The organism is Paenibacillus sp. GM2FR, assembly GCF_002803325.1.
Taxonomy (GTDB): Bacteria; Bacillota; Bacilli; order Paenibacillales; family Paenibacillaceae; genus Paenibacillus_AQ; species Paenibacillus_AQ lautus.
On the sequence record NZ_MKZM01000008.1, the window covers coordinates 43,946 to 58,289 of the forward strand.

Annotated in this window: 12 protein-coding genes; all 12 read left to right on the plus strand. The window is 48.8% G+C overall.

The annotated features are described in order from the left end of the window. Window positions 1–145: 145 nt before the first annotated feature. Window positions 146–2,773 carry an alanine--tRNA ligase gene (alaS, locus tag PAEVO_RS00330; RefSeq protein ID WP_100535779.1) on the plus strand — a complete coding sequence of 876 codons (2,628 nt, stop codon included), beginning with the start codon at window positions 146–148 and terminating at the stop codon, window positions 2,771–2,773. A gap of 217 nt (window positions 2,774–2,990) precedes the next feature. Then, a complete protein-coding gene (locus tag PAEVO_RS00335; protein ID WP_006208869.1) occupies window positions 2,991–3,251 on the plus strand; it encodes an IreB family regulatory phosphoprotein in 261 nt (86 codons plus the stop codon). A 12-nt stretch (window positions 3,252–3,263) separates the two neighbouring features. Beyond that, window positions 3,264–3,677 carry a Holliday junction resolvase RuvX gene (gene ruvX, locus PAEVO_RS00340; protein ID WP_100535780.1) on the plus strand — a complete coding sequence of 138 codons (414 nt, stop codon included), beginning with the start codon at window positions 3,264–3,266 and terminating at the stop codon, window positions 3,675–3,677. A gap of 17 nt (window positions 3,678–3,694) precedes the next feature. Beyond that, window positions 3,695–3,997 (plus strand): DUF1292 domain-containing protein, encoded by a 303-nt coding sequence (locus tag PAEVO_RS00345; protein ID WP_071222779.1) that lies wholly within the window; start codon window positions 3,695–3,697, stop codon window positions 3,995–3,997. Continuing rightward, entirely contained in the window at window positions 3,997–4,308 is a 312-nt protein-coding gene (locus PAEVO_RS00350; protein ID WP_174819256.1) for a DUF1292 domain-containing protein, read from the plus strand. Before PAEVO_RS00345 ends, PAEVO_RS00350 begins: the two co-directional genes overlap by 1 nt. A gap of 94 nt (window positions 4,309–4,402) precedes the next feature. Beyond that, the gene (mltG, locus tag PAEVO_RS00355; protein ID WP_100535781.1) at window positions 4,403–5,446 is read left to right on the plus strand and encodes an endolytic transglycosylase MltG; all 1,044 of its coding nucleotides are present in this window, start codon (window positions 4,403–4,405) and stop codon (window positions 5,444–5,446) included. A 106-nt stretch (window positions 5,447–5,552) separates the two neighbouring features. After that, window positions 5,553–6,485 (plus strand): peptidase U32 family protein, encoded by a 933-nt coding sequence (locus tag PAEVO_RS00360; protein ID WP_100535782.1) that lies wholly within the window; start codon window positions 5,553–5,555, stop codon window positions 6,483–6,485. 12 nt (window positions 6,486–6,497) lie between these two features. Beyond that, window positions 6,498–7,841, plus strand: coding sequence for a peptidase U32 family protein (locus PAEVO_RS00365; protein ID WP_100535783.1), 1,344 nt, complete (start codon window positions 6,498–6,500; stop codon window positions 7,839–7,841). A gap of 216 nt (window positions 7,842–8,057) precedes the next feature. Continuing rightward, window positions 8,058–10,232, plus strand: coding sequence for a methyl-accepting chemotaxis protein (locus PAEVO_RS00370; protein ID WP_100535784.1), 2,175 nt, complete (start codon window positions 8,058–8,060; stop codon window positions 10,230–10,232). Between the two features lie 258 nt (window positions 10,233–10,490). After that, on the plus strand, window positions 10,491–11,999 hold the full coding sequence (locus PAEVO_RS00375) for a spore germination protein (protein ID WP_100535785.1): 1,509 nt from the start codon (window positions 10,491–10,493) through the stop codon (window positions 11,997–11,999). Between the two features lie 6 nt (window positions 12,000–12,005). Beyond that, window positions 12,006–13,112, plus strand: coding sequence for a GerAB/ArcD/ProY family transporter (locus PAEVO_RS00380; protein WP_100535786.1), 1,107 nt, complete (start codon window positions 12,006–12,008; stop codon window positions 13,110–13,112). After that, window positions 13,105–14,256, plus strand: a complete 1,152-nt coding sequence (locus PAEVO_RS00385) for a Ger(x)C family spore germination protein (RefSeq protein ID WP_100535787.1) — start codon at window positions 13,105–13,107, stop codon at window positions 14,254–14,256. Before PAEVO_RS00380 ends, PAEVO_RS00385 begins: the two co-directional genes overlap by 8 nt. Window positions 14,257–14,344: the final 88 nt, after the last annotated feature.

Consider the following 14,344-nt stretch of genomic DNA (forward strand, 5'->3'; position numbering starts at 1 on the left):
TCCAGGGGAACCCTGCTGGAGGATGAATGGACGATAACCAGGGTGGTACCGCGAGAACATCGTCCCTGAATTCAATTCAGGGGCGTTTTTTGTGTTCGGAGCCAAGTGATCCGGGCCCTATATTATGACTGGAGGAAGTGTAGAGATGAAAGCTAGTGAAATCCGTTCCAAATGGCTAGAGTTTTTTGCAGAGAAAGGCCACAATATTGAGCCAAGTGCATCGCTTGTTCCGCACAATGACCCGTCCCTGCTCTGGATTAATGCAGGCATGGCTCCGCTCAAAGCTTATTTTGACGGGCGTGTGAAGCCGGAAAATCCGAGAATTGCGAACTCGCAGAAATGCATTCGGACCAATGATATTGAGAATGTCGGCAAAACCCGTCGTCACCATACATTTTTCGAAATGTTAGGCAACTTCTCCATCGGGGATTACTTTAAGGAAGAGGTTATCACCTGGGCTTGGGAATTCCTGACGGACAAGAAATGGATCGGATTCGATCCGGAGAAGCTGTCCGTTACTGTGTATCCGGAAGACGAGGAAGCCTACAAATTGTGGAACGAAAAAATCGGTCTCCCGAAGGAACGCATCATTAAGCTGCAGGATAACTTCTGGGATATCGGCGAAGGACCGTGCGGACCTTGTACCGAGATTTTCTATGATCGTGGAGAAGGATACGACACGGATGCTCCGGAATCCGAAATGTTTCCTGGCGGTGAGAATGAACGCTGGCTCGAAGTATGGAACCTTGTATTTTCCCAGTTCAACCACAACAAGGACGGCAGCTACACACCGCTTCCGAACAAGAACATAGATACGGGTGCGGGGCTCGAGCGCTTTGCTTCCATCCTGCAAAACGTGGCGTCCAACTTCGATACCGACCTGTTCCAGCCGATCATCCAGAAGACGGCAGAGCTTGCCGGCGTTAAATACAATGAGAAGACGGAATACGATATCGCGCTGAAAGTCATTGCAGATCATATCCGTACGGTTGCATTTGCAGTTGGCGATGGCGTGCTGCCTTCCAACGAAGGACGCGGCTATGTCATCCGTCGTTTGCTCCGCCGTGCGGTTCGTTACGGAAAGGTGCTCGGGCTGGACAAACCATTCATGTACACTTTGACCGGAACCGTAGGCGATATTATGGGCGTATACTACCCAGAGGTCGTTGAGAAGCGCGCCTTTATCGAAAAGGTCATTGCAACGGAAGAAGAACAGTTCCACAAAACGCTCTCTGACGGCTTGAACATTTTGGCTGACGTCAGCGCAGAAGCGAAGAAGCAGGGCAAATCGGTAATCAGCGGCAGCGACGCCTTCAAATTGTATGATACGTATGGCTTCCCGTTTGATTTAACGGAGGATTATGCGTCCGAACACGGATTGACCGTGGACCGTGAAGGCTTTGATGCCGCGATGAAGGAACAGCGTGACCGTGCGCGTGCGGCTCGTCATGAAACGGAAAGCATGAAGGTCCAAGGCGGCGTTCTTTCCGATTATACGGTTAAAAGTGAATTTGTTGGATATAATGACACCGTCAGCGAGGCTAAAGTGCTCGCCATTGTTTCCGGTGACAGCTTCGCAGACAGCGTCAGTGAAGGCGAGACTTGTCAGGTCATTCTGGACGTGACCCCGTTCTATGCCGAAAGCGGCGGCCAGGTCAGCGATCAGGGGATTTTGGAAGGCGGATCCGTTCGTGCCAGAGTGGAAGGTCTCTTCAAGGCTCCGCATGGACAGCATGTGCATTTCGTAACCGTGGAGCTCGGCGAGCTTAAAGTGGGCGATACGGTCAAGGCGCAGGTGGACTCCGCCATGCGCAATGATATTGTCAAGAACCATACAGCCACACATCTTTTGCATAAAGCTTTGAAGGAAGTGCTGGGCGATCATGTCAATCAGGCAGGTTCCCTTGTTGAACCACAGCGTCTGCGCTTCGACTTCTCCCACTTCGGCAGCATTACGCAGGAGGAGCTCGCCGATATTGAGCGCCGCGTGAATGAACAGGTATGGAAGAGCATTCCGGTCGTTATCGAGCGCAAGGCCATTGACGAAGCGAAGGCGATGGGTGCCATGGCATTGTTCGGCGAGAAATACGGGGACATCGTCCGTGTTGTCCAGGTCGGGGATTACAGCATTGAGCTGTGCGGCGGATGCCATGTAGGCAATACCTCCCAGATCGGAATCTTCAAGCTGCTTGGAGAGAGCGGCATCGGCTCCGGCGTTCGCCGCATTGAAGCCGTAACGGGACGCTACGCTTATGAGCATCTGGAGGGGCAAATGGACCTGCTCAAGCAAGCCGCCGGCTTGTTGAAGAGCAATCTTGCAGACGTACCGAAGCGGATCGAGGGCCTGAACCAACAGGTGAAGGATCTTGCCCGGGAGAACGAGTCCCTGCAAGGCAAACTGGGAGCGATTGAGGCTAGCCAGTTGACCGATAAAGTGAAGCAGGTCGGGAACACGTCGCTGCTTGCAGCTGAAGTACAGGCTGGCAGCATGGACGGACTCCGCGGCATTGCTGACGAATTGAAGGGCAAGCTGCCGGAGACCATCCTGGTGCTCGGCTCCAAAGCGGGCGACAAGGTGAATTTCGTCGTAGCCGTTCCGCAGGACCTGGTGAAGCAGGGCTATCATGCCGGCAAGCTTGTGAAAGAAGTGGCTTCGATATGCGGCGGAGGCGGCGGAGGCCGTCCGGATATGGCGCAAGCCGGAGGTAAGGATGCTTCCAAACTAGCCCAGGCGCTGCAGCATGCTGAGGATCTCATAGCCCAGGGCGTGTAACAGATTTGTCCAGATTGTGTACAGCAAGCCATAGTAAGCGGGATCCAACATTTTGCTGTACACAATCCTGAATTTTTTGGAACACTCTCTAAATATTTCGCTTTCGATTTCCGTAGAGACTTAGGATTATGTTATGATATAACTAGATCAAGCTGGTAAATATTTATTCGACGAAGCATGGTAAACATGTTCTTTGAAGAAGCGAGGTGTGTCACACATGGACTCCATGGATAAGACAGTCAAGTTCAATGTAAAAGGTGATGAAAAGGAGGCTTCCGCCCAGGACATTCTACTTTCGGTATACGATTCGCTGGTAGAGAAGGAATACAATCCGATTAACCAAATCGTAGGGTATCTTTTGTCCGGGGATCCCGCTTATATACCTCGGCACAATAATGCCAGAAGTTTGATCCGGAAAAAAGAGCGAGATGAATTGATTGAAGAACTGGTCCGGTTCTATTTAGCCAGTCACCGTTAGGAGCACACAGGGATGAAGAAGATCATGGGATTAGATTACGGGGACCGCAGAATCGGTGTTGCCATAAGCGACGCGTTCGGATGGACGGCCCAAGGGGTTGAAGTTATCGAGCGCCGCCGTGATGAAGGCGAACTGGACAGAATTGCCACCCTCGTCAAAGACAACGAGGTCGGTGAAATTGTGGTCGGCTTGCCTAAAAATATGAACGGCACGATTGGTCCGCGGGGCGAAATCTGCATGGAATTCGCAAGTACATTGCGAGAGTCCCTATCCTTACCCGTTCACCTTTGGGATGAACGGCTATCAACAGTATCCGCTGAAAGGACATTGCTTGAAGCCGATGTCAGCCGAAAGAAGCGAAAACAGGTTGTAGATAAAATGGCGGCAAGCTTGATTTTGCAAAACTACTTGGATTCTAAAAGGTAAAGGTGAGGGTGATTACAATGGCTAATGAGCATATTGGTATGGAAGAAGAACCGGAAATTATTTATATTCCCGACGATGAAGGCAACGAGGAAGAATTCGAAGTCATCATGAAATTCGAAGTGGATGGCTCGGATGCTAAATATATGATGGTCGTACCAAGGGAGTCTGCCGACGAAGAGACAGACGAGGTCTACGCCTTCCGTTATGAGGAAGACGGAGACGACTTGAAATTGTTTATGATTGAAGACGATGAAGAATGGGCCATTGTTGAAGAAACCTTCAATACGCTCGTGGAAGAGCTGGACGGGAGAGACGAATGATGTCTGATTTTTCGGTTGAGAATATCGTATGGACCCAAGTACTTAAGGAAGCATTCGGTGAGAGTGTAGAGCTTGAGGACGATAAAGGCCATATCGAGGTTTATGATATTGCCGCCGAATTTGAAGTGGATGGTCAAGGGTATGCCATTCTGGTTCAGCCGGATCGAACCGATGAGGAGTACGAGGTGCTCCGTATCGTCAAGGGCGAGGACGGCGGATTGCAGCTGGCAACCATTGATGACGACGAGGAATGGGAGAATGTGTCGGAGCTTTATGATGAGCTGACGTTTCCCGAAGGAGACGAGGATTAAGTTCTCTCCTGCAGGAGCACATGCTTAATTTTCAAATGAAAGTTCAGGAAGGGGCGGAGCTGTCCGCCCCTTTTGGTGTGAAGGGATGAGTAGATTGAAGAAACTGGCAATAGCAGTATTGGTCCTGATCCTAGTTGCGGGCGGGGCCGTATTCTACGTATGGAATGGTTTACAGCCCGTTCAAAGCTCGGAAACTCCTGTCGAATTCACCGTGGAGTCCGGCATGAGCACGTCCTCTATCGCCAATCTGCTTGAGGAAAAGGGACTGATCAAGAATGCCCTTATACTTAAAGGTTATTTAAAGCTTAGCGGGGAAGGAAGCCGTCTGATGGCAGGGACCTATGAGGCAACCCCAGGCACTCCGTTCAAGGAACTGTTATCGAAGATGAACAAAGGCGAAGTGAAGCCCGAGGAGATGGTTCGTTTCACGATCCCTGAGGGGTATACGATCCTTCAGATGGCAGAGACCATCGCGAAAGAGAGCGGAATCGATGAGAAGGAATTTCTGAAGGTTGTGGATCAGCCTACCGGCTGGGATGTTCCGATTGCGGGAGAAATTCCCCAAGAAGCACATCTCAGGCATCATCTCGAGGGATACTTGTTCCCTGCGACCTATGAATTGCCGAAGAAGGATATCACGGCAAAAGGCATTGTCGAAACGATGCTGAAAGAAACGGAGAAACGTTTGGCCGATATTCCGGGTTGGGAGAGTCAATTGGAGGCTCGCGGCGTAACGTTCCATGAACTCATGACCATCGCTTCACTGGTGGAGCGCGAAGTGGTTGCAGATCAGGAGCGCGCCCTGGTGGCCGGCGTTATTTATAATCGATTGGAAGAGGATATGAGGCTGGAAATCGATGCCACGGTTCAATATCTGTTAGATAAACCGAAGGAACGATTGCTTTATGCTGACCTGGAGGTTGAGAGCCCATATAACACGTATCGTCAAAAGGGTTTGCCGCCCGGTCCCATCTCAAGCCCGAGCCTGGAATCCATTCAGGCTGCCCTGAATCCGGAGAAATCCGATTATTTGTTCTATGTGACAAAGAAAGACGGTACACAAGAGCATCTGTTTGCCAAAACGTATAAAGAGCATTTGAAGAATATCGAGACCAGCAAGAAGATGGCACAACAATAATATCACGTGTTGAGCAAGTCCCCTGATACGCTGGTGACAAGGAACAGATCCAGCTGTACTCAGAAGAGTCTTGTTGTACAACCTCTAACTAGGGAGGAATTTTTAAATGAGTATCAAACCTGAATTATTAGCGGCAGCCGGGTCCGTGGCTGATGCTGCTGCTTACCTGAAAGCGGGAGCCGATGCACTGCTTGTCGGCGAGGATCGATTCGGCATGAGATTGCCTGGCAGTCTGACATTGGACGAAATAACGCAAGTTGTACAGCTTGCACACGAACGAGGAAGTAAAGTATACGTAAGCTTGAACAATTTGATGACGAATGATTTGCTGCCCGAGCTCCCCGCCTATGTTAAGGCGCTCGGAGAAATCGGCGTTGATGCGGTGGAATTTAACGATCCCTCCGTGCTCACTACCGTAAAAGAGCTGGCTCCACAGGTAAAACTTCATTGGAATGCAGAAATGACCGCCACCAACTATTCAACGGCCAATTATTGGGGAAGCAAAGGCGCCTCCCGGGTTATTCTTGCGCGTGAATTAAATATGGACGAGGTAACGGACATGAAGCCGCAGCTTCAGCTGGAAGCACAGGTTCAGGTTCATGGCATGACCAACATCTATCATTCCAAGCGGCGCCTGGTGAACAGCTATATGCAGCAGCAGGGCAGACCCGTGAATGAAGGCAGCCTTGGCAAGGAGCGCGGTTTGTTTCTCATTGAAGCTGAGCGTCAAGAAGAGAAGTATCCGATCTATGAGGATATCAACGGAACCCATATTATGAGTTCGGAGGATATTTGCATTCTGGAGGATTTGCATCTGTTAATGGCAGCAGGCATGGACAGCTTTAAGGTGGAGACGCTGCTGAAGCCGCGGCATTACAATGAGCTGGTGATTCGAACCTATCGTCAAGCGATTGATTTATATGCTGCAGATGCTTCCACTTATGCATTCCAGGAAGAGTGGATGGACGGAATCCGTGCGATTCAGGATCCGGAACGTGAATTGTCGTTTGGATTTTTCTATAAGGAACAAGTTTATTAAGGAGTGGACAGCATGGAAGCAATGGCACAGCCAAAATACAAGGGCAAACGCTATCGCCTGGACAAGCCGGAATTGCTCGCCCCGGCTGGTAATTTGGAAAAATTGAAATTTGCGGTGCATTATGGCGCCGATGCAGTTTATATTGGGGGGCAGAAATACGGCCTTCGTTCAAATGCAGACAACTTCAGCTTTGAAGAAATGAAAGAAGGCGTGGAGTTCGCCAAGAAATACGGCGCCAAAGTTTTTGTGGCCACCAACATCTATGCGCATAATGAGGACATTGAGGGAATTGAATCCTACCTGCGAAGTTTGGAGGAAGCAGGCATTGCGGCAATCATCGCTGCAGATCCGGCTATTATTGAGGTGGCTAAACGTGCTGCGCCCAAGCTCGAAGTTCATCTGAGCACACAGCAATCCACACTTAATTGGCAGGCCGTGAAGTTCTGGAAGGACGAAGGATTGCCGCGGGTCGTACTGGGACGCGAGGCGAGCCTGGAGGAGATCGCAGCGATTAAAGAGCATGTCGACATTGAGATCGAGGCCTTTATCCATGGCGCGATGTGCTCTTCGTTTTCCGGTCGCTGCGTGTTGTCCAATCATTTTACGGATCGTGATTCCAACCGGGGCGGATGCTGCCAATCCTGCCGTTGGAAATACGATTTGTTTGTAGATGAAAGAGAAGAGCAAGGCCAGTGGGTATCGGAAGAGCAGCAGTTGATGGAGCAGCCGGCCCCTGCACCCTCCCCATTCCAACCGGGCGTTACGCAAATCCCGCTGTTCCAGCCGGAGGACAACCAGTTTACGATGGGGTCGAAGGATCTCTGCATGCTCGAGCATATTCCGGATCTGATTGAGGTGGGAATCGACAGCTTCAAGATTGAAGGACGGATGAAATCGATCCATTACGTAGCGACTGTGGTCAATGTATATCGACAGGCCATTGATTCCTATATGGCTGACCCTGATCAATATGTATTGAAGCCGGAATGGATTGAGGAAATCAATAAAGCGGCCAACCGACCGCTGAATACCGGATTTTTCTATGATACACCGGACCATGAGGATCATATCTATGAACCCGAAGAGAAGGCGGTTCCTTATGACTTCGCCGGATTGGTGATGGAGTATGATGAGAAATCGGGAACGGCCGTCATTCAGCAGCGGAACCACTTTAAGCCCGGGGATGAAATCGAGTTTTTCGGACCGGAAGGAACCTTCTTTAAGCAGGCAGTTGGTCCTATCGGAGATGAGAATGGCAATGAACTCGATGCAGCTCGTCATCCTTTGCAGCTTATTCGCATGAAGGTGGATCAGCCGGTGCGTCACTTTGATATGATGAGAAAACGTAAAGGGTAATAAAAATACAGTTCTTAAGAACTACACAATTGAGAATCCGGGTCTGTGGATGGACCTCGGATTCTTTTTGTTTGTAAAAAAATTAGGGATTAGGAATTATTTTTTTGCGAAAAGCCAAAGGAAAACACCTCCAATTGTCGAAATAAAGAGTAACGAATACGTTTCAAGGGATTGGACCGACGTATTAATAATATGATTGTGGTAGGTGAACAGCTAATGTCAGAAGTTGAGCAGCATGATAAGAAACCGAAGAAGGACAAGAAGCCCGGAGGAATCAAAGAGAAAAAGAAAAAACCTTCGGCATCAACAGGGATACATACTGCCAAGTCGTTTTTTTCAAACGTGGGAACGGCTATAGGCCGGATGCCGATGAACCCGGCGAAATCCGTCGGTATCCGGTTGTTCCTGATCTTTTTGTCAGCGATTGTATTTTTTGTGATCGTCTTGGGTTATCTGTCGTACGATAAGGCGAAGAGCACGATTGAGAAGAATGCTGCGAACGGCAATCAGCAGACGATCATTCAAACCTCTGAGAAAATCGACATCATTCTGGAGAAGTATGAGAATGCCGGTAGACAAATCTTCTATGACATTGAATTGCAGAAGTTATTGTCGGAGTACACGGATAAAAAATTAAGCGATTACGATTCGTTTACGGTGGAACGCAGCATTCGGGATAAACTATCCAATCAGATCACATCGGATTCGTCGATCAGAGCCATATATCTGATTCCTACCAAGGGAGAGAAGATCATATCGGCAGGTCAGGCCTCGGAATCCTCCAAAACCGTCCTTGAGCAAAGCTGGTATACCGAGCTGAAGGAAGGCGACAAGAAGATTATGTGGCTGCCAACGATGCAGAACAGCGGAGCTCCATATTTCACGATTGCCCGTTCTTTGGGGTCTATGAATGATCTAACTTCAACGTATGTGGTTATGTTTGAACTTAACGCCTCGGTGCTGGATACGCAGCTGAAGGGAATCAACCTGGGCGAGAACGGCCAACTGCAATTGATCAGTCCGGAAGGCATCGTTGTTTCCTCCAGCGAGTCCTCCATTGTGGGTTCGGAAACTGCTTGGACGTTTGCGAAGGAGTTTCCGGCCGACACCAAAACGGATGACGTAAGAACGAAGGATGAGCAAGGAAGAAATGTGCTGGCGGTTTATAATACGCTGAACACCAACGATTGGAAGCTCGTAGGTTCTGTCCAAACCAGCGAGCTCACAAAGGATGCGTCCAGCATACTGGTCATCACGCTTATCGTGGCTGCCATCGACGTTATCTTTGCCATTCTGATCGGGATTTGGATGGTAAGAATGATTGCCCGTCCGTTAGGCAAGCTTAACCTGTTGATGAAGGAAGGCGCCAAAGGCAACTTGAATGTTCGTACAGACCATAAGAGTCAGGATGAAATCGGTCAGCTCTCCGCAAGCTTTAACGATATGATGGAGCAGATCACCGGACTCGTGCAGCAAACGAGCAATACCGCTCAGGAAGTGCTTAGAACGGCAACCGAGTTAAGCGATGCCTCGAAGAAGACGGCTATTTCCGCCAAAGAAATTGCCGTAGCTACCGAGGAAATTGCCAACGGTGCCAGCAGTCTGGCGGTAGAAGCCGAACGCGGCAGCGATCTGACCAACAACATCTCGAAGCAGATGCAAATGGTCGTTTCAGCCAACGAAGAGATGGGCAAATCGGCCCGTCACGTGGAAAGCGCGAGTGAGCTTGGAACGAAGCATTTGAGTGACTTGCTGGATAAGACCCATCAGACCGAGGATATGACCCGCTCGATGATGCATAAGGTCGATGGCTTGAAGGAGACGACTTCATCGGTTGTCAAAGTGCTTGACGTACTTCAGAACATTACGAAGCAAACGAATATCCTCTCATTGAATGCAACAATCGAAGCAGCCCGAGCAGGGGCGGCTGGCAGAGGCTTTATGGTCGTGGCCGATGAAATCCGTCAGTTGGCAGACCAATCCAGACAATCCATCGATATGGTCAGCCAGATTACCGATCGCATCATGACCGAGATGAATGAGACCGTGCAGGTGTTGCTGGATGCGAACCCACTCTTCAAAGGACAGATGAATGCTGTTAAGGAAACGAACGATATCTTCGTATCCGTTCAGCAGCAGATGGTCGACTTTATCGAGTCCTTGGATTCGGTAACGCATTCGATTGATGAACTGAATGAATCTCAGAATGTACTTTCGGAAGCGATGAGTAATGTGAGCGCGGTAGCCGAGGAATCCTCTGCAACTTCGGAAGAGGTGGCTTCTCTCTCCACAGAGCAGCAAAGCGTCAGCAGTCAGCTGGTTAATCTATCATCGCAGCTGGAGAATGTATCGAATGAACTGAAAGAGACCTTGTCTCGTTTTAGACTGTAAGATTGATTGCATAATTCAAAGGCTGTTCCATCAGTTTAAGCTGATGGGGCAGCCTTTTTTTCAGATTACAGAATGTATAAGCTTTCAGCGAAGCCAAAGCCATTCTGTATTCGCATTTATGGGTTGGGGGCCTCGCAAAGTATTTGGAATAAGCATAAGAAGCATTGGCTCCACTTTGCGCGGCTATTTCGATACCGGATAAAAATAACTTTCAGAGGAAATGATAGCAAAGAATATGGTTGAAGGAGTCGAGGTCACTTGAATACAAGGCAGCCTGGTCACACACCTGAATTCCTGTCAACGAATCTTAAGGAAAACCTGAAAACATTTAGCTTGTTACTCAACGATCCTAGCGACCTCACCACGAAAGTGCTGCAGGTTGGAGGGAGCACTTATACCTCTGCTATTGTCAGCCTCGAGGGGTTATCTGATCCATTGTTGATTAAGGAGCAGATTATCCAGCCGATCCAGCATAATCAGGAACTCTCCCAGGAATCCATGATGAATACTCATATGATGCTCCATGAGATTGAGAACCGGATGATATCTCCGCAGATCACCAACCGAACGAGACGCTGGGATGAAGTCATTCCAGTCATACTGTCGGGCGATACGGTTCTCATGTTGGAGGGGACGGATGAGGTCTTACTGATCAAGAGCCGGAAGTGGCCGGCACGCAGTATTGAGGAGCCTCAAACGGAAGCGCTGGTTCGCGGTCCGAGAGTAGGATTCACGGAGAGTATCTACACCAACATCTCCTTGCTGCGAAGACATATTCGTGAGCCTAATCTGACGATCGAGCCCCACACCATCGGCAGGCGGTCGAATCAGTCACTTGCGGTCGTCTATATGAAAGGGCTGACGAATCCGGATCTGATCAAAGAAGTTAACCGCAGGCTGAAGTCACTGGATCTTGATTATGCCCCTGAATCGGGGACGGTTGAGCAATGGATTGAAGACAGCTTTTTATCGCCGTTTCCTCAGATTCTGAATACCGAACGACCTGATAAAGTGACATCAGCATTGCTGCAGGGAAAAGTTGCGATTTTGCTGGATGGTACCCCCTTTGCGCTTCTTCTTCCTTTTACTTTCGTTTCTCTGTTACATTCCCCCGAAGATTATTATGAACGATGGAGTATTGGCTCGCTAATACGTTTGCTGCGCCTTGCGGCTATCGGAATTACCTTGTTTCTACCCGCGCTGTATATTGCCATTCTGTCTTTTCATCCTGGGATGATCCCATTTAAGCTCGTATTCTCGATTGCTGCTTCTCGGGAAGGGGTACCCTTTCCTGCGGTGATCGAAGCCTTACTGATGGAGGTTACACTGGAATTGCTGCGTGAAGCGGGAATCCGCCTACCCAAGCCGATAGGTCAGACGATTGGCATTGTCGGTGGACTTGTAATAGGCGAGGCTGCGGTTCAGGCGGGGATCGTGAGCCCGATTATGGTTATCATTGTGGCTCTGACAGCGATATCGTCTTTTGCCATTCCGTCATACAGCGCAGGCATATCTTTTCGAATGCTGCGCTTTGCGATCATGATTGCTGCAAGCTTTCTGGGACTGTATGGGATTGTGCTGACCTTTATCATGATCTGTATCCACTTGATGAGGCTGCATAGCTTTGGAATCCCATATCTGAGCCCCGTTGCTCCCTCTGTTCAGCACGATTGGAAGGATATGTTCATCCGCGTGCCGGTGACTTGGCTTACGCGCAGACCTTTATTTATGAAGCCCCAAGACATCCATCGGGCAAAAAAGCGGTGATTCGAAATGAACCATAACCAACTAAGTAATCAAACGATTGGCAGTAAAGAGATAGTATATTCAGTTAGCAATATGTTGATAGGGCTCGGGATCCTTACGCTCCCTAATACGATTGCAAGGAATACCCTTTTCTCGGATGGCTGGATGTCGATCATGCTCGGCGGCATGATCGCTCTTGGATTTGCATGGGCGATCGGGACGTTGGCTTCGAGGTTTCCCGGTAAAAATTATCATGCGATGGCAACGATCATCATGAATCGAAAAGCAGCCCATGTGGTGACGCTGCTGATCAGTCTTTACCTCTTGTTGTTTGTCAGTTATCAAGTGCGCGGGGTATCCACAATCACGAGACTATATCTATTTGATAACACGCCAGAGGAAATCATCGGTTTGGTTTACTTACTAGTGCTCATCTACGCTGTCGCGGGGCCAAGCATCGCTTTGCTGCGCTTGAATCTGATTTTTTTCCCCATCGTTGTATCGATCATGCTGCTCATCGTTTTCTTGAATCTCGGAAGTTTAAACGTGCATTATCTGTTACCTGTGTTTAAAACCGATTGGAGAAAAATCGTTATCACTTCAAAGGATACGGTATTCTCCTATTTAGGGCTGGAGATCATGCTGTTCTATAACATTTACGTTGTTAGGAAAAGCAAGCTTCTCGGTTCCATCTTCCGGGGGGTATTGATACCCATCTTGATCTACTTCATTATTTTCGTTTTTGTCATTGGCGTTTTTGGACCGATGGTGGTCTCCAATACGCTGTATCCGTTAGCCGAATTGGCTAAAGAGGTTGAGGTCCCTGGAGGGATATTTGAACGGTTTGAATTTTTCTTTTTTGTCATCTGGCTGATGACGTTATTCAGCACGAATGCGATGGCGTTTGATGTAGCTTTACTGGCACTGGAATCCGTGTTCCCTAAATATCGTAGATTTACGATGATCCTTGTTATAGCACCGATCCTGTTCATCCTCGGTTTATTGCCAAGCACACTTCGAGAGCTCAATGTATTTGCCGAATGGATCAGTTATATGGGAATTGGATTCGCTTGGGTGCTTCCGGCTCTGCTGCTTTTGGTGGCCATGGTTCGGGGGGTGAAGGGTGATGGCTAGCATGCTTCGGATCCTCATCGTGTTCATGCTGGTGTGGCCTATCGCAGGCTGCTGGGACCGCATAGAAATTGAGGAGCGTGGATTTGTAGTAGGTACTGCCCTTGATGCAGCAGAGGGTGGACAAATTAAGCTTACATTTCAAATTGTCGTGCCTACGCAGATGAAAGGGTCCAGCGGCCAGAAGAATGAGGGAGGAAGCCCTTTTATCAATCTGTCCGCAACGGCGGACAGCGTATTCAAGGCGGCGCGGAAGATGTCGAATGAGATCAGCCGCTCTCCTTATCTTGCCCATAACCAAGTAATCATCATCTCGGAGGGGCTGGTTGGAACGGAGCACGTAGGTGATGTACTGGATTTATTCGTCAGGGATCCGGAGAACCGAAGAGCTTCCAATATTATGGTTGCTCATGGAGAGGCAAGCAAGATACTGGAGATCCATTCGAAAATTGAAACCTTGCCCGTGCAATACATTCGTTCAACGCAAGAGAATAAAGACAAGAGTGAATCCATCACGCCTCCTACCAATATTGGGGAGCTGCATAATTTTCTGTTATCCAAGTCCAGTTATGCACTACCCAAGGTTTCCATCACGGAAGATGACAGAATATCCACCAGTGGTGCCGCAGTGTTTAACGGTGAGAACTACGAGTTCAAAGGCTTTCTGGACAATGATGAAACCACGGGCCGCAATATGATGCAAGGAACGGTTAAAACAGCATCATTGGAACTTGTTGTTCAAGGCAAGCAGCTCGTTTATGAGGTCAGGGAATTCAACCGGATCGTTCGCGTTCATCTGGATGACCGGGGACTTCCTGAGTTTCATGTTGAAATTTCGGTCAGAGGCAATATTGGGGAATCAGAGCTGGATGAGAATGAAAACCTACGCGAATTAAACGGAGAAATCAAACGCAAGGCAGAGCAACGGATCAAGCAAATTGCCATGGACGTTATTCTTAAGGCGCAGAACGATTATAAAACCGACTTCCTGGGATTTTGGAAAAAATGCCAAGAGCGTGAATATGGCACATGGATGCGTTATAAGAATGACTGGGACCGTGGTCGAAATATATTTTCGCAATGCAAGATTCATGTGAACGTTGACGCAAAAGTCAGAACCATTGGAACCATTACCGGTACCGAATAGAAAAGAGGGGAAATGATGGACCTTCGCTACGATCTTTTGTTAAATCCGCTTGTAATAATATGCTCGCTGCTGCTCATCATTGTTCCTT

Excerpts from the sequence above, each read along its gene's own strand:
- alaS (WP_100535779.1), top strand. The coding sequence starts at position 146 with ATGAAAGCTAGTGAAATCCGTTCCAAATGGCTAGAGTTTTTTGCAGAG.
- PAEVO_RS00335 (WP_006208869.1), top strand. The coding sequence starts at position 2,991 with ATGGACTCCATGGATAAGACAGTCAAGTTCAATGTAAAAGGTGATGAA.
- ruvX (WP_100535780.1), top strand. The coding sequence starts at position 3,264 with ATGAAGAAGATCATGGGATTAGATTACGGGGACCGCAGAATCGGTGTT.
- PAEVO_RS00345 (WP_071222779.1), top strand. The coding sequence starts at position 3,695 with ATGGCTAATGAGCATATTGGTATGGAAGAAGAACCGGAAATTATTTAT.
- PAEVO_RS00350 (WP_174819256.1), top strand. The coding sequence starts at position 3,997 with ATGTCTGATTTTTCGGTTGAGAATATCGTATGGACCCAAGTACTTAAG.
- PAEVO_RS00360 (WP_100535782.1), top strand. The coding sequence starts at position 5,553 with ATGAGTATCAAACCTGAATTATTAGCGGCAGCCGGGTCCGTGGCTGAT.
- PAEVO_RS00365 (WP_100535783.1), top strand. The coding sequence starts at position 6,498 with ATGGAAGCAATGGCACAGCCAAAATACAAGGGCAAACGCTATCGCCTG.
- PAEVO_RS00370 (WP_100535784.1), top strand. The coding sequence starts at position 8,058 with ATGTCAGAAGTTGAGCAGCATGATAAGAAACCGAAGAAGGACAAGAAG.
- PAEVO_RS00380 (WP_100535786.1), top strand. The coding sequence starts at position 12,006 with ATGAACCATAACCAACTAAGTAATCAAACGATTGGCAGTAAAGAGATA.
- PAEVO_RS00385 (WP_100535787.1), top strand. The coding sequence starts at position 13,105 with ATGGCTAGCATGCTTCGGATCCTCATCGTGTTCATGCTGGTGTGGCCT.